This is a genomic window from Photorhabdus khanii NC19 (assembly GCF_000517265.1).
GTDB lineage: Bacteria > Pseudomonadota > Gammaproteobacteria > Enterobacterales > Enterobacteriaceae > Photorhabdus > Photorhabdus khanii.
In genome coordinates, this window is record NZ_AYSJ01000006.1 from 163,793 (window position 1) to 184,548 (window position 20,756).

At 42.0% G+C, this 20,756-nt stretch carries 12 protein-coding genes and 1 pseudogene (1 of these 13 cut by a window edge); 8 read left to right on the forward strand and 5 right to left on the reverse strand.

The window, feature by feature from the left end; translation table 11 throughout:
• Positions 1-492 (reverse strand): annotated as a pseudogene (locus tag PTE_RS22740) (ISAs1 family transposase) (it extends 551 nt beyond the left edge of the window).
• A gap of 394 nt (positions 493-886) precedes the next feature.
• Positions 887-1,783, reverse strand: a complete 897-nt coding sequence (locus tag PTE_RS07685) for a hypothetical protein (RefSeq protein WP_036844661.1) — start codon at positions 1,781-1,783, stop codon at positions 887-889.
• A 683-nt stretch (positions 1,784-2,466) separates the two neighbouring features.
• Between PTE_RS07685 and PTE_RS07690 the strand changes: the two genes are divergently transcribed.
• The gene (locus tag PTE_RS07690; RefSeq protein ID WP_036844662.1) at positions 2,467-2,886 is read left to right on the forward strand and encodes a hypothetical protein; all 420 of its coding nucleotides are present in this window, start codon (positions 2,467-2,469) and stop codon (positions 2,884-2,886) included.
• A 227-nt stretch (positions 2,887-3,113) separates the two neighbouring features.
• Here PTE_RS07690 and PTE_RS07695 read toward each other — a convergent pair whose 3' ends face one another.
• The gene (locus PTE_RS07695) at positions 3,114-4,007 is read right to left on the reverse strand and encodes a type 2 periplasmic-binding domain-containing protein (protein WP_036844664.1); all 894 of its coding nucleotides are present in this window, start codon (positions 4,005-4,007) and stop codon (positions 3,114-3,116) included.
• Between the two features lie 614 nt (positions 4,008-4,621).
• Between PTE_RS07695 and PTE_RS26975 the strand changes: the two genes are divergently transcribed.
• From PTE_RS26975 to PTE_RS07725, 5 genes are all read left to right on the forward strand, one after another.
• The gene (locus tag PTE_RS26975) at positions 4,622-6,334 is read left to right on the forward strand and encodes a fucose-binding lectin II (RefSeq protein ID WP_339366716.1); all 1,713 of its coding nucleotides are present in this window, start codon (positions 4,622-4,624) and stop codon (positions 6,332-6,334) included.
• A 92-nt stretch (positions 6,335-6,426) separates the two neighbouring features.
• Positions 6,427-7,446: a fucose-binding lectin II gene (locus tag PTE_RS07710; protein ID WP_036844666.1), complete on the forward strand. Its 1,020-nt coding sequence runs from the start codon at positions 6,427-6,429 to the stop codon at positions 7,444-7,446.
• A 522-nt stretch (positions 7,447-7,968) separates the two neighbouring features.
• Positions 7,969-8,556, forward strand: a complete 588-nt coding sequence (locus PTE_RS07715) for a hypothetical protein (protein ID WP_245219003.1) — start codon at positions 7,969-7,971, stop codon at positions 8,554-8,556.
• A gap of 865 nt (positions 8,557-9,421) precedes the next feature.
• Positions 9,422-13,885, forward strand: coding sequence for a SpvB/TcaC N-terminal domain-containing protein (locus tag PTE_RS07720; RefSeq protein ID WP_036844669.1), 4,464 nt, complete (start codon positions 9,422-9,424; stop codon positions 13,883-13,885).
• 61 nt (positions 13,886-13,946) lie between these two features.
• Positions 13,947-16,811: an RHS repeat protein gene (locus tag PTE_RS07725; protein WP_036844671.1), complete on the forward strand. Its 2,865-nt coding sequence runs from the start codon at positions 13,947-13,949 to the stop codon at positions 16,809-16,811.
• A 149-nt stretch (positions 16,812-16,960) separates the two neighbouring features.
• On the opposite strand, the gene PTE_RS07730 is transcribed toward PTE_RS07725, so the two are convergent.
• Positions 16,961-18,565 carry a hypothetical protein gene (locus tag PTE_RS07730; RefSeq protein ID WP_036844673.1) on the reverse strand — a complete coding sequence of 535 codons (1,605 nt, stop codon included), beginning with the start codon at positions 18,563-18,565 and terminating at the stop codon, positions 16,961-16,963.
• 960 nt (positions 18,566-19,525) lie between these two features.
• Between PTE_RS07730 and PTE_RS07735 the strand changes: the two genes are divergently transcribed.
• Together PTE_RS07735 and PTE_RS27205 are read left to right on the forward strand one after the other, a co-directional pair.
• Entirely contained in the window at positions 19,526-19,756 is a 231-nt protein-coding gene (locus tag PTE_RS07735) for a hypothetical protein (RefSeq protein WP_036844676.1), read from the forward strand.
• A gap of 8 nt (positions 19,757-19,764) precedes the next feature.
• A complete protein-coding gene (locus PTE_RS27205; protein WP_422615319.1) occupies positions 19,765-19,869 on the forward strand; it encodes a DUF3761 domain-containing protein in 105 nt (34 codons plus the stop codon).
• A gap of 74 nt (positions 19,870-19,943) precedes the next feature.
• On the opposite strand, the gene PTE_RS07740 is transcribed toward PTE_RS27205, so the two are convergent.
• Positions 19,944-20,612 carry an epoxyqueuosine reductase QueH gene (locus PTE_RS07740; protein ID WP_036844679.1) on the reverse strand — a complete coding sequence of 223 codons (669 nt, stop codon included), beginning with the start codon at positions 20,610-20,612 and terminating at the stop codon, positions 19,944-19,946.
• Positions 20,613-20,756: the final 144 nt, after the last annotated feature.

Here is a 20,756-nt window from a genome sequence, read left to right on the forward strand (position 1 = left end):
ANNNNCCCCATCAAGCGCNAATAATTCAATCAGTTGTCTNGNAATAGGGCCTTCCTGACCTTNANTTTCGGCNGCCNGATGGNACAGGGCAACACCCGNTTCCACATCNTANGCANTGNCCACANGCAGGGCTTCAAACAAGGTTCCTTTACAGGTCCCCCTCATTGTTTTTCCATCAANGGCGATGAGACTTTTTCCGGCTTTAACCCGGCGTCGGTTGATCCAGGCATAAAAGGCTTCGACCAGTGCATCTTGTTCTATCATTTTGATAATATTCGCAATACAGTGGCGGCGAGGAANACCGTGAGTAAAGTTGGTATATTGTTTAAGCCACTCGAATTGTATCTCACCAAATTCCTGGATTGATTTCCAGCCAGAAGCCCCACATAACACAGCAGAAAAAGCTAAAAAAATCACATCCATTAATTCATGTTTTTTATTGATGTCAGAACGTGGGTCATCTATCTTGCTGATAAAGTTGAAAATACTCATTATTAAGATCACGCTTTTATAGAATAGAGAGATCTTAACGTTTTAATGAGAGAAGTGGCTATAAAAAGTTATATTTTGGTCTTTATTTAACCCAAATAACCTTGTTAAAATTGTGAGATCTTGCCCTGATACTTGACCAAAGTTAGACAATCTTAAGAGTTCCTGTGTAAATATTTATCCGCTGGTTTAAATATGGGGCTAAAAAAAGCCCCTTTGTATATTCACGCAAGATATACCCTTCATCTTTCAAGTTGCTGCTTTGTTGGCTGCTTCCACTCACCCAAGTCACATAGTTATCTATGCTCCTGGGGATTCATTCACTTGCCGCCTCGCTGCAACTCGAAATCTATTAGGTATATATCATACAAGATGATTAAATTAACCAGATTCCATATTAAAAATCTTGCAAAAATATCGCTCGATCAAATGGTGTTCGGTAAAGAGAATTTTGTTGATCTACTGTGGTAGCGTTAGAAGACATACCATACATAATCCCTATCTGGCCTGACGCAAGATTTCCTGTCATAAGCGTATTCATATTGTACTGGCAAAGTTCTACCTTCCATTTATCTGCCACAGTGTTATACCACTCGATTATTAATGTGCCGTTATTTTCAGCAAGCAATCCAATTCGCCAGCGTGACCAAGTATTTTTCGGCCATTCATAACTCAGTGCAACACCAGAAGAAGTACTACCTAGTGTCGGTTGACCTTTATAAATACCATCTATTTGTTTACCAACAAAATTAACTGACTGAATCAAATTAGCCGCTTGAAGATTCCAAACCATGACATAAGGCGTTGCAGTATCAATCGAAGTACCCAATGGAATGTTTGATGGCATCCATTGAGGCTTACCTTTATACCCCCCAGTCAAGTGAATCGCCATATAGCCGTAACCAATATTTCGATATGTACCGCTTGCACTGGTTTTCTTGGATAATACACACACTGTAATTTCAGGGTATGGATTACAAAATAAATCAAGCTCACAATAGCAATGTCTGGCATCAACAGGTATATCTGTTGCAATCCCGAAACATTGACTACCATAACTGCTAGATTTAGACAAAGTTTGCGCCTTGAAAGCTTTCCTTCCCCCAACACTGACTATATCCCAAGCGCTAGTCGCATAGGCTGAATCCTTAAACAACACGCCAACTTGCTGTGTTGTCGCATCTATCCACCGACCTTCATGATACAAATTTGGCTCCCATACCGTTATTGGAACGGAATTGGAATTAGATAAATTTTCAATTGAGATTGAACTTTCATGTTGTTCTAATTTCATGACTAAAATATCCCCCTATATAAAGATAAAATTACACTTCAATCTTACTTTTCATACCTAAAATCAGGGTTAGATTTAATTTAAAAATAAATAAAAACCCTCACAATCATTTAAAAAAAGAAGAAAAACCCAACCAAATAAAATACCAGCTATAGAAATTTAAAAGAATCAAAAAAAACAAACAGCATTGAATTCACTAATGAATTGTTAATATATAGCTTTATTTATAATCCATTAATGGTATTAATTTTTACATATACAAAATAACTTTTCAAAACATGGATCACTTGGAGAAAACTCAGTCCAATTTTTGTGATCTGATCAATTGCAAAAAATCCCAAACCACTAAACGGACTGAGTTATAACTATAATAGCACTAATATACCGAAATGAACAACACCAGATAAAAAATAAGAGAAATGATGAAACTTTTGTATCTAAATTATCTGTCAATTAAATATTGACATTGAGTTAAAAATCAGTGAAAATAATATAAATCATCTATCTATTTAATTTAGCCATGAACTTTATTAATAAAAAACAGTGATGTTTGTTTAATTTTTAAAGAGATAAATAATAGAATCCTATGATAAGGTGATTTGTATAAATTAAAAATTAGGATAAGCATTATAGAGGGATCTAAATAAGAAAAAACGAAAATAACTAACCTAGGAGTATTAATTATGGCAATTGTTTTTACATCAATAGATCCACGCAGCAATCCCTTACAAACATCAAGCCAAAATTATGTTGATATACCTGGTTTGGAACTTAATGTTTCAAAGTATTCGAATTCACCATGCTTAACAGCATTAATCACGTTAAATATACCAACTCCCTATGCTTCAGGTAACAATTTTCCTGGAGGGAACTTTATCATTGTAACTGATAAAGGCGAACAATTGGCTTTTGGTGGATTTACTTACAGTAATAAGAGTCCAGAATCCTATGGACGTATGCCATTCACACTGGTCGCCCGTTGTTCTCTTGCGTCTAATGTTTCTACTATAAAAGCTCAATGGAGTAATGTACGTGGTAGCACGGTACATATCGATTCATATGCATCTATCTCTGCGGTTATTCAGTGCAATCATTTGGCTTAATTAATTTCAGCGATTATACCCTATAGATTTCAAGATGCATCGCGGCGGCAAGGGAGCGAATCCCCGGGAGCATAGCGAACTATGTGACCGGGGTGAGTGAGTGCAGCCAACAAAGAGGCAACTTGAAAGATAACAGGTATATATTACAACAATATATGGGGCTAAGAAGAAAGCCCCTTTATATATATCATAAAAGATAGTTAAATAATCAAACTCAATACTCCATATTAAAAATCTTGAAAAAATATCGCTCGATCAAATGGTGTTCTATAAAGAGAATTTTGTTGATCTATTGTGCTAGCATGAGAAAGCGTACCATACATAATCCCAATCTGACCTGACGCAAGATTTCCCGTCATAAGCGTGTTCATATTATATTGGCAAAGCTCTACCTTCCATTTATCGACCACAGTGTTATACCATTCGATGATTAATGTACCATTATTTGCCGCAAGCAATCCAATACGCCAGCGTGACCAAGTATTTTTCGGCCACTCATAACTCAGCGCAACGCCAGCATGAGTATTACCCAACGTCGGTTGGCCTTTGTAAATACCATCTGTTTGTTTACCAACAAAATTTACTGACTGAATCAAATTAGCCGCTTGAAGGTTCCAAACCATGGCATAAGGCGTCGCCGTGTCAATCGAAGAACCTAACGGAATGTTTGATGGCTGCCATTGAGGCTTATTTTTATATCCCCCACTCAAGTGAATAGCCATATAGCCGTAACCAATATCTACATATGTACCGCTTGCATTAGTTTGTTTAGATAGCACACACACTGTAATTTCAGGGTATGGATTGCAAAACAAGTCAAGCTCACAATAACAGTGTCTGGCATTAACCGGCGTATCTGTTGCAATCCCAAAACATTGACCATTAGCGCCAGATTTAGTCAAAGTTTGCGATTTGAAAGCTTTCCTTCCTCCAACAGTTACTACATCCCAGGCACTCGTCACACGGGCTGATTCCTTAAACAACAATCCAGCCCGTTGCGTTGTAGCATCAACCCACCGGCCAGCGGGATACAAATTTGGCTCCCATACTGTTATTGGCACTGCATTGGAATTAGATGAACCGTCAGTTGAGATTAGATGTTCATTTTGTTCTAATTTCATAATTAAAATATCCTCTTATAAAAGATACAATTACACATTAATTTTTTATTTCTCAGAGAGAATTCATTTTTAATGCTAAAATAAAGAAATATCTTCATGTCTATTTGAAAAACAAGAAGATAAATTCAACCACATGAAATAAATTACCAATTCATAACGCCATTTTCAAAAAACAAATTACGCCTATTTCAGTTAATAAACAAAAAATTATAATTTCTCTTTATTATTATAGCTTATTAAAACAATCAGCAGGAATTGTGAATCCATTTCAAATAATAACCTCTGAATCATATGGATTTTATTTTCATAGCTAAACATCAACCATAATATAAGTCAAATTTTATTAAATACTCTGTTAACCAAAACAGCATACACAGTTACAAAAAACTCAACAACATTAAATCTATTAACAAGTTACCAATATATAATCTTGCTTATAACCTATCAAAAGCATTAACTTCAATAATATAAATACTTCTATATAGCCGACAGGTAAAAACATGACAAAATTAAAGTATAATATTTTAACATCATTCTTACCCTATTTTTTCAGTTGCAAGAAAAAAAATTAAAATAATATGCTAAAGTCTAATCATCATAAAGGACATATAACAATGAATACATCCAGTTATCTTTTTCTTAATGCAGAAAATATTAAATATAATGAAATCTCTGGCTCTAATGGCGTATACTCAGGTTATCCCAAACCTATCAATAATGATTGGCCTAACCTTCCTGCCGAATTTCAAAGGCATATCGATGATATTATTAATTTAAATGGCTATTTATATTTTTTTAAGGGTTCACAATATCTTAAATTCGATATCGCGAAAGCGCAAGTAAGTGATGGACCGAGGCCCATTGTGGAAGGATGGCCTGGATTAGCAGGAACCGAATTTGAAAACGGGATAGATGCAGCCACGGAATGGATAGATATAAATACCCCAGACAAAACAGATGTTGTTTGTTTCTTTAAGGGTAGCGATTGTATCGATTATACCGTGAGCTCACATACGATAAACCAGAGAACTATCTCTGAAAAATTAGGAACAACAGGAAAATATGCAGAATTCAATGCGAATCTTGATGCGGCTATTTTATGGCGGACCCGAGGATACCATTATATCTTCATTTTCAAAGGTAATTCTAACATTCGATTTAACCTGAAATTAAATGCTATTGATGGAGGGCCAACTACCCCTAATAAAACTAATTGGATAGGCGTCACTTTCAACAAAATTCAAGCCGCAGTATCGGTTGATACAGATTTATTAGGCAGTGACAGCGATATAGGTAGTGACAAGAATACAAGCACCTACTTATTCCTTAACTCAGAAAATATTAAATATGATGACCTATTAGATAAAGTAGACACTGGCTATCCCCAATCTATCCGTAACAATTGGCCCAACCTGCCTATAGAGTTTCAAAGACATATTGACGATGTGATTAATTTAAATGGTTATTTGTATTTTTTTAAAGGCTCACAATATCTCAAATTCGATATAGCGAAAGCACAGGTGAGTGAGGGGCCAAAACCCATTGTGGATGGGTGGCCCGGATTAAAAGGAACTGAATTCGAAAATGGGATAGATGCCGCTACAGAATGGATAGATGTAAAAAAAGATATTGTTTACTTCTTTAAAGGTAAAGATTGTGTCAATTACACCGTGAGTTCACATACCATTGACAAAAAAACCATCGCAGAAAGATGGAATATTACCGGAAAATACGCAAAATTCAGTGCAAATCTGGATGCGGCTATTTTATGGCGAAATGTCGGTCCTTTTATTTACCTTTTCAAAGGTAATGATTATCTCCGATTACATCTGATGTTGAATACTATTAATGGTGAGCCAGCCCCGATTCAAACTAAATGGAAAGGCGTCACTTTCAATAAAATTCAAGCGGCAGTATCGGTTGATATCAATGCATTAGGTACTGATATCAATGGTAGCTGTGGCGGAACATGCGGTACTAATAATATCGGTAAACACTGTTTTAAATTGCCTCACAGTATCCGGTTTGGCCTGACAGCTTACGTAAATACCGACATTCATCAGCAAACCATAAAAGTGTATATTGACGACCGTTTGGTAGACACAGTAACCGGTAAGGGGATCAGTCACATAATAGATGTCAAAACCTACACATCCGGTACAGGAAAAATCTGCATCGAGATTACCGGAAATGGCAAACCATGCAAACTCCGTTATGCCTATAACCCACTCGACGAAAAACCGGGAACCACCATTATCGGCGCCAGTAATGGAATCAATAACAATTACGACGATAGTGTGGTAGTGTTGAATTGGCCATTATCATAAGACAGAAATGTATTGCTGTTATATCTGAAAGCAGAAAGTTAATAAATCACCAAAATAATGTTTAACTCAACTATGATTAAGGATACACACTAATGAATACCAATACCTACTTCTTTCTTAATACAGAAAACATTAAATATTATGATGATCCTCAAATAAACAAAGGAGATACTCCCCAGCCTATCAGTAATGACTGGCCCAACCTACCCATCGAGTTCCAAAAAGATATTGACGATGTGATTAACTTAAACGGCTCATTATATTTTTTCAAAGGATCGCAATATCTTAAATTCGACATCGCAAAAGCACAGATAATCGATGGACCAAAACCCATTGTGGATGGATGGCCTGGGTTGAAAGGAACTGGGTTTGAAAACGGCATAGATGCAGCCACAGAATTGACAACAAATACCGTTTGTTTTCTTAAAGGCAAAGATTGCATCGATTATACAATGAGTTCACATACAGCCAATAAGAAAACTATCTCAGACCGATGGGGAACCACAGGGAAATACTCAAGATTCAGTGAAAATCTGGATGCGGTTATTTTATGGAAGAATATTGCCGGCTCTATAATTTATCTTTTCAAAGGCAATCGCTATATCCGATATAACACGAAATCGAATGCTATTGATGGTGGACCTACCACCATTCAAACCTATTGGCATGAAGTGACTTTCAATAAAATTCAAGCTGCGGTATCGGTTGATACCGATCTATTAGGCAGTAACAGCAGTGGAAATTGTGGCGGAACATGTGGCACCAACAACACCGGTAAACACTGCATCCAGTTACCTCACAATGTAAAGTTTGGCCTGTCTGCCTACGTTAATACCGATATCCATCAGCAAACGATAAAAGTGTATATTGACGACCAGCTGGCAGATACATTAACCGGTAAAGGCATAAATAGCGTATTGGGCTTCAAGACCTACCTATCAGGCACAGGCAAAGTCTGCATCGAAATTACAGGAAATGGCAAACCATGCAAGTTACGTTATGCCTATAACACTCTTGACTCAAAACCAGGAACAACCATTATCGGCGCTGAAACGGGTACCGCCAATAAGTATAACGACAGCGTAGTGGTGTTGATCTGGCCGCAGGCGTGAATCACAAAAAGTAAAAATATATTGTCCTGGCAAATCCAGCAACACCAGTAGAGATGAAATTTATCCATCAATTGAAGCGGCGTTATGTCGCTTTTTTTGTGTTCCACGATAGATATATCAGTAAAAAGACTCTTCCTTTAGGGCTATGCTACATAGTGATAAACAGAAGAAATAATATTTCAACTTTTAGGTAATGTAATAACCGGGAAATAACCTGCAATCCGCCAAATAACCCCTCATTCGACAAAAATTAACTTTTTTATCTTTTCTTTCTCTATCTCCCATTGCTATGAATATTCAGTAACGCAGGAATTCAACCCTATTTCAGGCCCACAAAGGATCACAGAAAAGGCGAGATAACCCGCTTGTTACGATAACCAAATCCTGAAATGACACCAGGAATATATGCAAGAAATGGCATTATAGAATGGAAAGTAATTTCAGGGAGGTATCAATTGTTCAAAGAAAAATAACATACTTTCCGAGGAAATGATGGAGAATGTACTTAAATATGGAGATACCGTGACAATATTAAACAGCTATAAGAATTGGAGCGGCGGATATCTCAGTGTATTTGGCAACGGTAATAAACCCGGTACCAAATATGCCGTTGTCACAGTAGATGCATCTTTAGCTATTTATGGTGGAGCATGGCGAATTGAGTCAGCAACAGAAAAACCGACCGGGAGTGAGATAATGAATAATGATATTATCTTACTTCACAACCTGTATTACTGTGATGGCGGTTACTTACGGTACTATGATGTGAGGGATCAAGATGAGCAATCAACGGAGATACACCAAGTCTACACCTCAGATATCCGTAAAAAAGCAAGCTTGGAATGGGTTATTTATTGCGAAACTACGCCGCCAAATGGAAGCATCAGAGAAGGCGATAGCCTTTCTCTCTATAATCAGTGGGGAAACAAAGGCTTCCTCGATACCCATAATCATGCCGGAGACACAGGTTCGTTATATCAAGTATTTATGTCCAATAATGCTGCCCGTAAAAGCCATACCGGTTTATGGAAAATGACAAAGGTGAATGATCCTTGCCCTCCCCCTGATGTATTAACCAATATCATGCCATTGTGGCGCAAGATGCGGTAATAACAAGCATCGTTATAACTCAAATGAAGCTGGCAAGAGCGAATAAAACCGGCTTTTGTGCGTTTTAGCCAGCAAATAGACAGAGAGGATATTTATTCACGAAGCGTCTAAAAATTATCAATAAATTGGCTGGCAGAAGATCAAACACGCCCCGATAAATACAAGCCTGATTATTTTCAGGCTCAAACCGTTATGTGGTTCCTCCACTGCCATCATTGGATTAATTTTTTGTTCCTGGATTAATAAAAAATAAGCTTAACATAATAAGCTCCCACACTATAAAGTCATCCCTCTATCAATTAGGAAAACTTACCAAATAGTGAAGTAAGTCTAATACCTAAGATAAATCATGGATTAGTCCATTATCATCAATTAATTTTTATAGCACCTTTTGTCATAAGCATATTGGATAGGATTTCTCGAGCTGGTCATTTTATCCATCCATGTACCACATTAAATGAATTAGCAATAAATAAGTGAAAATAGAAAGGAATACTTATGAGTTGTCACACAAAGAAAGCTAGCTTGATCTTCGCAACTAACCTTCCGAGACGTGCTAATTCTAAGCCATGTCATGGTGACTGTTATGCAAAATAAAACATCATTGTTATCAGGTACACTCGAACAACATGAGTAGCGAAAAGAAACGCCGCATTAAACGTATCGCGGTAACCCTGCCAACACGGCTGGGGCCGTATCGGGATATTGAAGCCACGCTGACAATGGATGCGGAAATCGCCACATGATCGGGTTGCCAACTTGAGTGACATCATTGTGCATCTGAATTACATCATTAGAGACGCGTAAATTTCTTTTCTTTGTCTATCACAGGTCCCTGTAAGGGGCCTGTCATAAGGAGTATTTTATGCAGGATTCATCAGAAGTATCAGTTACAACGCTGTCACTCCCCAAAGGCGGCGGCGCTATCAGTGGTATGGGAGAAGCACTTAACGCCGCCGGTCCTGATGGAATGGCAACTCTCTCCCTGCCGTTACCTCTCTCTGCCGGGCGGGGTCCTGCTCCTGGGTTATCACTAACGTATAGCAGCAGTGCAGGTAACGGGCCTTTCGGTATCGGCTGGCAATGCGGCGTCACGACTATTAGCCGACGTACTCAACACGGTATTCCACAGTACGATAATAACGACACATTTTTATCCCCAAGCGGTGAGGTGATGAATATCGCTCTGAATGATCAGGGACAACCCGATATTCGACAGGACGTTAAGACGCTGCAAGGCGTTACCCTGCCGGTTTCCTATACCGTGACCCACTATCAGCCCCGCCAGATACAGGATTTCAGTAAAATCGAATACTGGCAACCGGCCTCCGGTCAGGAAGGTCGCGCGTTCTGGCTGATATCATCACCGGACGGACAATGGCATATTCTGGGAAAAACAGCACAGGCTTGCCTGACTAATCCGCAAAATGACCAGCAAATCGCCCAGTGGTTATTGGAAGAAACTGTGACGCCGACCGGTGAGCATGTCAGCTACCAGTACCGGGCCGAAGATGAAGCTAATTGCGACGATAACGAAAAAACACGTCACCCGAATACCACCGCACAACGCTATCTGGTGCAGGTGAATTATGGGAATGTCAAACCGCAAACCAGCCTGTTTATATTGGATAACACACCACCTGCCCCGGAAGAGTGGTTATTTCATCTGATCTTTGACCACGGTGAGCGGGATACTTCACTTTATGCCGTACCAACATGGGATACAGGTACAGCGCAATGGTCTGTACGCCCGGATACTTTCTCCCGCTATGAATACGGTTTTGAAGTGCGTACCCGCCGTCTGTGTCAACAAGTGCTGATGTTTCACCGCACCACGTTGCTGGCCGGAGACGTCGGCACCAATAACACTCCGGAGCTGGTCGGACGCCTGATACTGGACTATGACAAAAATGCCGGTATCACCACATTAACTGCCGCCCGTCAATTAAGTCACGAACCCGACGGCACTCCTATCACCCTACCTCCTCTGGAGTTAGCCTGGCAACGATTCGACCATGAAAAGATACCGGCCTGGCAACGGTTCGATGGGCTGGATAACTTTAATCCCCAACAACGTTATCAACTGGTTGATTTGCGCGGAGAAGGGTTGCCCGGCATGTTATATCAGGAACGTGGTGCCTGGTGGTATAAAGCACCGCAACGTCAGGAAGGCGAAGACAATAATGCCGTGGTTTACAGCAAAATAGCGCCGCTGCCCACCCTGCCCAATTTGCAGGAAAATGCCTCATTGATGGATATCAACGGGGATGGTCAACTGGATTGGGTGGTCACCTCCTCCGGTGTCCGGGGATACCACAGCCAGCAGCCCGACGGTAAATGGACTCACTTTACGCCAATCAATGCCTTGCCAGTGGAATATTTCCATCCAAGCGCCCAGTTCGCCGATCTTGTCGGGGCAGGCTTATCCGATTTGGTGTTAATCGGGCCGAAAAGTGTACGTCTGTATGCGAACCAGCGAGATGGCTGGCGCAAAGGTCAGGATGTCCCCCAATCCGCAGGTATCACCCTGCCGGTCACCGGAACCGATGCCCGTAAACTGGTGGCATTTAGTGATATGCTCGGTTCCGGTCAGCAACATCTGGTGGAAATCCGGGCTAACCGCGTCACTTGCTGGCCCAATCTGGGGCATGGCCGTTTCGGTCAGCCACTGATCCTGCCAGGATTCAGCCAGCCCGAAAGCAGCTTCAATCCTGAACAGCTGTTTCTGGCCGATATTGACGGCTCCGGCACCACCGACCTTATCTATGCTCAATCCAACTCCCTGCTGATTTATCTCAACCAAAGCGGTAATCAGTTTGATGCCCCACTAACATTAACTTTGCCTAAAGGGGTACAATTCGATAACACCTGTCAGCTACAGGTTGCCGATATCCAGGGGCTGGGAGTAGCCAGCCTGATTTTGACCGTGCCTCATATGGCACCACATCACTGGCGTTGTGACCTGTCACTGACCAAGCCCTGGTTATTAAATGCGATGAACAATAACCGCGGCGCACATCACACCCTGCATTACCGCAGTTCTGCCCAATTCTGGTTGGATGAGAAGTTACAGCTCACTAAAGCGGGCAAATCACCGGCTTGTTACCTGCCGTTTCCAATGCATCTGCTATGGCATACCGAAATTCAGGATGAAATCAGCGGTAACCGACTCACCAGTGAAGTCAGCTACAGCCACGGCGTCTGGGATGGTAAAGAGCGCGAGTTCAGAGGGTTTGGTTGTGTCAGACAGACAGATATCACGACGTTTTCTCACGGTACCGCACCGGAACAGGCCGCACCGTCACTGAGCATCAGTTGGTTCGCCACCGGGATGGATGAAGTAGATAGCCAGTTAGCTGGGGAATACTGGCAAGGAGACACTCAGGCTTATACCGGATTTGAAACCCGCTATACCACCTGGGACAATGCCAGCCAAACAGACAAGGTGTTCACCCCCAATGACACACAGCGTCACTGGCTGACCAGAGCACTTAAAGGCCGGCTGCTGCGCAATGAGGTCTATGGTCTGGACGGAACAGATAATCAAACAATCCCTTATGCCATCAGTGAGTCGCGCTATCAGGCACGGTCTATTCCCGTCAATAAAGAAACTGAATTAGCCGTTTGGATCACCGCCATTGAAAACCGCAACTATCACTATGAGCGTATTACCAGTGACCCACAGCTCACTCAGCATATCCAACTGCAACAAGATATTTTTGGTCACCCTCTGCAAAGCGTTGATATTGCCTGGCCGCGCAGGGTAAAACCCGCTGAAAATCCCTACCCGCCAACGCTGCCGGATACGCTGTTCGACAGCAGCTATGATGACCAGCAACAGTTGCTGCGTCTGGTTCGGCAAAAAAGTCGCTGGTATCACCTGATTGACGGAGAAAACTGGCGGCTGGGTTTACCTGATGCGCAACGCAGTGATGTTTATACCTATGACCGGACTAAAATTCCAGCAGAAGGGATTTCTCTTGAAGTGTTGCTGAAAGAAGATGGCTTGCTGGCAGATGAGAACGCTGCGGTTTATCTGGGACAACAAAGGACATTGTATACCGCAGGTCAATCAGATACACCGCTGGAAAAACCAACACTTCAAGCACTGGTGGCATTCAGCGAAACTGCCATGCTGGACGAAACTTCATTGCAGGCTTACAAAGACGTCATGGAAGAGCAGGAGCTGAATACCGTACTGACACAAGCCGGTTATCAACAGGCTGCACGGCTGTTTAATACCGGATCAGAAAGTCAGGTATGGGTAGCACGTCAGGGATATACCGATTACGGTGATGCCGGCAAATTCTGGCGGCCTCAGGCTCAACGCAACTCATTACTAACAGGAAAAACCACCCTGAGCTGGGATACCTATCATTGTGTCGTCACTCAAACTCAGGACGCCGCAGGATTAACAACGCAAGCCCGTTACGATTATCGCTTCCTGACGCCGGTACAACTGACAGATGTTAATGATAATCAACACATTGTGACACTAGATGCGCTGGGCCGCATGACCACCAGCCGGTTCTGGGGCACAGAGTCCGGACAAGCCACAGGTTATTCAACACCAGAAGAGAAACCTTTTACGCCACCAAATTCCGTTGATAAAGCGCTGGCGTTAACAGGTGCGCTTCCCGTTGCTCAATGTACAGTTTATGCCGTTGACAGTTGGATGCCGTCGCTATCCCCGTCTCAGCTTTTCGGATCACAAGAACAGGCCGAAACCCGATGGAAGCAACTTCGTACCACTCAGGTAGTCACCGAGGATGGGAAGGTGTACGCTCTGGGCTGGAAACACGCGACAGACAGCCAGAAACTGACTGTTCATGAAGCCTCCTTATTGGCGGATATTCCCCGTTTGCCTCCACATGGGCTGATGATCACCACCGATCGTTACGACAGCGAGCCACAGCAGCAGAAACAAACGGTGAGTTTCAGCGACGGTTTTGGCCGGTTACTCCAGAGTTCTGTTCGCCATGAATCCGGCGATGCTTGGCAACGGCAAGAGGACGGCGGGCTGGTAGTGGATGCTAATGGGGCGCTGGTCAGTACGTCAACGGACACCCGCTGGGCCGTTTCCGGTCGCACGGAATATGATGATAAAGGTCAGCCTGTGCGCACTTATCAACCCTATTTTCTGAATGACTGGCGCTATGTCAGTGACGACAGCGCGCGCGATGACCTATTCGCCGATACCCACATTTATGATCCATTGGGACGTGAATACAAAGTCATCACCGCGAAGAAATACCTGCGGGAAAAACAGTACACCCCGTGGTTTGTCGTCAGTGAGGATGAAAACGACACCGCGTCAAGAAACCCATAATTTTACCCGTTGCCCCGCAATACATGGCGGGGCAGTATCTATCAACATGAGGAACAGTAATATGACATCCTTTTTTAATCCGGCAACCTTTGCCGGCACTCCTACCGTCAGCGTTCGGGACAACCGTGGCCTGACCATCCGTGAAATCAGTTTTCACCGCACTACAGCAGGAGGTGATACCGATACCTGTATCACCCGTCATCAGTACGATGCTTATGGATTCCGGATCCAAAGTATTGATCCGCGCCTGTATGACGCCATGCAAACTGATAGTTCAGTAAAACCCAATTTTACCTGGCAGTACGATCTGACCGGCAATATCCTAAGTACAGAGAGTGTTGATGCAGGCCACACCGTCACCCTCAATGATATTGAAGGCCGCCCGGTACTGACAAAAACCGCAACCAACGTTATACAAACCCGGCAATATGAAGCCACTTCCTTGCCGGGCCGCCTGTTATCAGTCACTGAACAGGTATCTGGAGAAGCAACTGCCCGAGTGACTGAACGCCTTATCTGGTCCCGGAACACACAGGCGGAAAAAGACCACAACCTTGTCGGCCAGTGTGTGAATCACTATGACACTGCGGGGCTAACCCAGTTAGAAAGCCGGTCACTAACCGGAACCGTCTTATCACAATCCCGTCAATTGCTGTCCGATAATTATCAGGCAGACTGGAAAGATGGTAACCAAGTCACCAACCAGAGTCTACTGGATAGCGAGGCCTACACCACACAAAACACCTTTGACGCTACCGGTGCATTACTGACGCAGACGGATACAAAAGGCAATATACAGCGTCTGACCTACAATATTGCCGGACAATTGAGCAGCAGCAAGCTGACAGTAAAAGACCAGAGTGAACAGATTATAGTCAAATCCCTGAATTATTCAGCCGCTGGGCAGAAACTGCAAGAAATACATGGTAACGGTATAATTACCGAATACACTTATGAACCGGAAACACAACGTCTGATTAGCATTACCACCCACCGCGAATTAGACAGCAAAGTGTTACAAGATTTACGCTATGAATATGATCCGGTGGGTAATGTCATTAATATTCGTAATAGTGCAGAAGCCACCCGCTTCTGGCGCAACCAAAAAGTGGTACCGAAGAATACCTATAGCTACGATTCTCTATACCAGTTAATCGAAGCAACTGGCCGGGAAATGGCGAATATCGGCCAGCACAATAACTTACTACCCTCTCCTGTTCTGCCTTCTGACAGCAATACTTACACCAGATATATCCGTACCTATACTTATGACCGTGGCGGCAATCTGACTCGAATCCAACACAGTTCACCCGCCATCCAAGGCAGCTATACTACAAAGATAACGGTTTCAAACCACAGTAACCGCGCAGTGTGGAGCACATTGACCGATAATCCAATGCTCGTGGATGATTTGTTTGACGCCGGCGGCCACCAGAATACATTAGTACAGGGACACTACCTGAGCTGGAACACCCGCGGTCAGTTAGAACAGGTGATACAGGCAACTCAGGGAAACAGAATCAATAGTGATAGGGAATGGTATCGCTATGGCAGCGATGGAATGCGATTGCTGAAAGTGAGTGAACAGCAAACCCAATACCTCACTCACCAACAGCGAGTCATTTATCTGCCAGGATTGGAGCTGCGCACAACCCAACACGGCCCTATCATAAAGCAAGAATTGCAAGTTATCACTGTGGGTGAGGCCGGTCGTGCACAAGTGCGGATACTGCACTGGGAAACCAAACCACCAACAGATATCAAAAACGATCAAATACGTTACAGCTACGATAACCTCACCGGCTCCAGCCAGCTTGAGCTGGATTACAAGGGGGGAATTATCAGCCACGAAGAGTACTATCCATTCGGTGGTACGGCTTTATGGTCAGTGAGAAACCAAACTGAAGCCAGTTACAAATTTATTCGCTACTCAGGCAAAGAACGGGATGCTACGGGGCTGTACTACTATGGTTATCGATATTATCAACCGTGGGTAGGGAGATGGTTAAGTGCAGACCCTGCCGGAACAGCAGATGGAGTGAACCTTTACAGGATGGTTCGGAATAATCCAGTGACATTACATGATCCCGATGGATTAGCACCGGAACAGTGGTATACCCGGGAAGCGTTTAAACAATTACCTTTCAGCGAGCATAGTTTGGGTACACGCGATGAACTTGCACCAAAAATATCAGGCACAAATAGTTTATGGCATGAAGCTTATCGTGGGCCAACCAAAGAACGGGAAACATTGGGTCTCTTTAACGAGTTGCCTTTTGCAGAACCTAAAGTGGCAACGGCTGAAGAAATTAACCTGCATGGCATAACAACTGAAAACGTCACTGTTTATCGTGTGGAAGTGGCGCAACAATCAGAGAAGTTTCTTTATACTGGGATTACCGGTACCGGGGGAGTGAAAATAGCGATTCCTAACAGGAATAACGAACATGGCGGCAAAGAGGACTACCTGAATAAAACCATGCCAGGCGAGGCGCAGAAGAAAGGTGGATGGTATCAATTTTCTAAAAATTATATTGCTGCCAATAAGGGTAAATCCAGTGGCAATCTTGCGTTCTATAATTTCGGCAACCCACGTCGGGCATTACAGTTTTACGAACAAAAAACTGAAAATCCCAAAGAAAAACTGCCGTTTGTTATAAAATCATTTGAGATACCTTCTTCAGTATTTAAAGCGATTGCAGAAGATGCCATTTTAGAAAAGGACTACAAAAAGTTCCCGACAGCACCAATGAATGTCGATGTTGCAGCATTTAACCAACTTGGTCTACAACCTCACCATGTTGATTTACTCGTTGGCTCTATCATTCCTAAGAGTGGAAGAGTCTATTCGGAAAATGAGCATTGGAAGTTAATGGATAAACCCTCTCAGGTCACCAGCCGGCCACTGCTGCGCGGCAGACGATAACGAAATAGCCAGCTCATCCCAAAAAGTTTGAGCTGGCATCGTTGCAAATATGGATATTCAGCATTTCCGGTACGTTCTGCTGTCCTTATATAATCATGCAGGTCTTCTTCAAAGGAAACCTGCATACACTAAGAATTAAAAATAAAACCTCAATCCTGATTTTTTCTCTTGGTAAAAGCCGGGACAAGCTCAGGTGTCGGGACAGAGCTATCACAATTATAATGCTCTCCTGTCAGTCCTATTTTTTTACAGGCAGTAGACAAAACATCATTAGGTGTTGCCCACTCATCTTTCCAGTTATTTCCGTCATAACGCTCCTTTTTAAACAGATCCCACATAATAAGACCGGTTTTACCGTATTTGATCGTACCATCCAATATGCTGTTGAGCTTGGCTTTCGTGAGCGGTAAATTGCCGGTTGCAGGTTTACCAACTTCAAACCCCACCGTAATAGGCGGCAAAACCAATAATTTTTGCGGTTGAATTGATGCCTGAGCGTAATTACGCGCTCCTTTCAGTTTGACATGAAAAGTCACAACTTCATTGCCTGATTTAAGCCAGTTAATATATTGACTATAATAATACTTAACTTGTCCAGGCAGATCACAAGGAATATAAGTTTCACCTCCCCCGATAAATCCACAATCTTTTTCACTCAAATCATAAGTCATTACACCAATATAACTGAGTCGGTTGATAATTTTGGGGTAACTCAGTGCGGTATTATAAATCAAACCATAGAGATTTCCTCCCCACCAGGCACCACCATAAATACCACTGTTCCTCGCGTTGGTTCCCCAGTTAGCCGACATATTCGGGATACCCCCAGTTGCAGGACCAGCGGTACTTAACTGAAGCGATGGTTTAACTGCATTAATTGAAGTGTAAAAAGACTTTAAAATAGCGGCGAATTTATCCACGGTTGCAGGCATCGCGCGGGGAATTCTTTCTGCGCCAGGGACAATATTCATTGACGCATCATAAACATAACCACCTAATCCCTTTGCTATTAACGTTGATGTAATAAGAGTTTCACTGTTATTAGAGGGAACCTTGATTGAATCAGGCGTTAATTTCCAGCTTTTTGCATTAATATCAGCGTGCCAAAACTCTTCATAATCCACATCAATCCCTGCTACATCTAAAGCGGCAGCCAAATTAACAATGTTTCTATATGCACCATCTGCCTCCTTACCCGTAATACTACTATCAAAACGAGGAATTTTAGTCATTGGATTGGGGAAAATATCATAGACCGCATCCGGTTCATTACCACAAGCGTCTTCTTTGTTGGCGGTTATATCATAAATTTTCGGATAACAACTAAAGTTCCATCCACCGACAGCAATATAAGTACTCACTCCATGAGATTTTAAATCAGCGATAATACCTTTTAATGTCACAAAATCAGACCTGGCATTTTCAGCTTCTCTTGTGCTAATGACTTGATTAGAGGTACAGGTATAACCAAATAACCCTGAGCATTTCAGGCTGTTTTTCTCATAATTAACAAAACCAGGCTGGACAAAAGACAATACCAGCGTATTAAAGTTACTCTTGTTTTTAGCAATATCTCTGCTTAATCTTTTAAAATTATCAAGGCTGGCATAATATTCTTGAGTATCAGCCTGTGCAGCAGGCCCACTCAGATAATATGCAGATATTTTAGGATTGGCGGCAATAACATTTCCTAATATGAAGGAGAACAATACAGCACTTGCTAATATACATCGGTTTAGTTTGCATTTAGACATACATCTATCTCCACTTGGTTAACATTATTTTTCTGACTATAGACAATGAGTTATTATGACACTTCATTGCCTTTTCATCATGAACTGTATAAGTTTTTCCCTAATAGAGCGTTAATATATTCAATGTGTTATTATCGACTGTGATATAGTTACTGAACGGCTAAATTCGCATTAATTATTTCAATGCATCAATTTCATAATAGTGTAGTTTTCACCGTTTTCCACAAATGACATAGAATTAGTTGTAATAACATTCTACCCCATCTAAATAAAAAACATTATTATAGGGCAATTCCATTAATTACATTTATTTTCATTAATTATTGCAGAAAGAATCCCTTTAAGATAACTATTTATTCCCACAATTGAATGCCATTTGTCATTATATATACCTAATAGATTTCAAGTTGCAGCACGGCGGCAAATGAACGAATCCCCAAGAGCATAGATAACTCTGTGACTGGGGTGAGTGAAAACAGCCAACAAAGCAGCAACTTGAAAGATGAAGGGTATATAACTCCCATAGTGTATACGTAATAAGAGTCTGGCATTTTTCTTTGTAAGTATGACAATGAGTTATTCCTTCGTAAACATGACTATTCTCTATAATTCACTAGCACAAGATACCGGGAGACAAACCATGCCACATTAGCTATGCCAATGAATGTCCGCTCATTAACCACATCACCTGAAATAATCGCCTATTAATTAACCAAGAAAAAACCGTGCTATTAAACAAACGCTCCCTGTTGTCAGGCAAATCATGTCAAAAACTTCAACAATTCTTCAACAAATTATAAAAAACTATAAAAAGGTATTATCTTAAATTTGCTGAATTAACGATCACAACCGTATACTCACTGTGCATTAAAACAAATCTGGAATATCAAGTGGCTTGTCAGGCGCTAAAAATGTATCCCAGCAAATGAAACAACAAAGTTAAAACACAGGAAAATTATCATGACACGTTTAGGCTTATCTATAACTGCATTATCACTGTTATTCTCTGGCGCAGTATTAGCCGCACCAACCACATCTGCAACCCAATCTTCGGATACCAAGGTTACATCTTCCCATGTGGAGAAAACCAAAGCAGGCCAGCCAGAAAAGAAACCAGGCAAAGCCACATCTAAACAACATTCACATCATAAGGCGACGACAGGAAAGACGAAAGAAGCAAAAACTCACTGAGTTATCCCATCTCATCTGAGGTAACCGCACGCCGTAGAGATGGTTCTTTCAGTTACAGCCAGCATTGTAGAGGAACTTGTTCCCATCATGGCGGTGTCGACAAGTGGTTATAACACAAATTTGATAGTGTAATAGCCGTAAATTCAGGGGGGCAAATCCCCCCCCTCAACCTATTAAAGTGAATAGCTTAACAAGCACCTTCTGTATCGTCATCACCATAATATTTCACACCAATCCTAATAATATCCCGCCCCTGAGACTTGCGGTGTTTATTACTGTCACGCAATGAATAGATACAACCGCAATATTCCTGCTGATAAAATCTTTCCCGTTTACTGATTTCAATCATCCGGGCGGAGCCACCTTGCTTACGCCAGTTGTAATCCCAATATTTAACCCCCGGATACTGACTTGCAGCCCGTTTTCCACAATCATTTATCTGCTGCATGTTTTTCCAGCGGGAAATACCTAAAGAGCTTGAGATCATGCTGAAATTGTTTTCATAAGCATACAAAGCAGTGCGCTCAAAACGCATATCAAAACACATCGTGCAGCGAACACCTCTTTCCGGCTCCCATTCCATGCCTTTAGCGCGTTCAAACCAGTTGTCGCTGTCATAATCCGCATCCACAAATGGCACATTGTGTTGTTCTGCAAAGCGGATATTCTCTTCTTTGCGGATCAAATATTCCCGTTTTGGATGAATATTAGGGTTATAGAAAAAGACAGTGTAATCAATGCCAGAGGCATGCAACGCCTCCATCACTTCACCGGAACAAGGAGCACAACAAGAGTGCAATAATAATCGTTCCGCACTATCCGGTAACGTTAAAACAGGACGAACAAAGTTTTCCATTGGGCAGGCTCCATAATAATTATAAGAATTAATTATAAAAATAGTTATTTTAGCTGCAAATCTTTCGACAAGGAATTCATGATGGCTTACTTGTCTTTACGATAGTATTAAATTACTTGAAATTCTGGCAGGTTCCACCGTTAT

Bases quoted from the DNA above. Each gene is read 5' to 3' on its own strand.
- PTE_RS07685 (WP_036844661.1), bottom strand. From the start codon at position 1,783: ATGAAATTAGAACAACATGAAAGTTCAATCTCAATTGAAAATTTATCT.
- PTE_RS07690 (WP_036844662.1), top strand. From the start codon at position 2,467: ATGGCAATTGTTTTTACATCAATAGATCCACGCAGCAATCCCTTACAA.
- PTE_RS07695 (WP_036844664.1), bottom strand. From the start codon at position 4,007: ATGAAATTAGAACAAAATGAACATCTAATCTCAACTGACGGTTCATCT.
- PTE_RS26975 (WP_339366716.1), top strand. From the start codon at position 4,622: ATGAATACATCCAGTTATCTTTTTCTTAATGCAGAAAATATTAAATAT.
- PTE_RS07710 (WP_036844666.1), top strand. From the start codon at position 6,427: ATGAATACCAATACCTACTTCTTTCTTAATACAGAAAACATTAAATAT.
- PTE_RS07720 (WP_036844669.1), top strand. From the start codon at position 9,422: ATGCAGGATTCATCAGAAGTATCAGTTACAACGCTGTCACTCCCCAAA.
- PTE_RS07725 (WP_036844671.1), top strand. From the start codon at position 13,947: ATGACATCCTTTTTTAATCCGGCAACCTTTGCCGGCACTCCTACCGTC.
- PTE_RS07730 (WP_036844673.1), bottom strand. From the start codon at position 18,565: ATGTCTAAATGCAAACTAAACCGATGTATATTAGCAAGTGCTGTATTG.
- PTE_RS07735 (WP_036844676.1), top strand. From the start codon at position 19,526: ATGACACGTTTAGGCTTATCTATAACTGCATTATCACTGTTATTCTCT.
- PTE_RS07740 (WP_036844679.1), bottom strand. From the start codon at position 20,612: ATGGAAAACTTTGTTCGTCCTGTTTTAACGTTACCGGATAGTGCGGAA.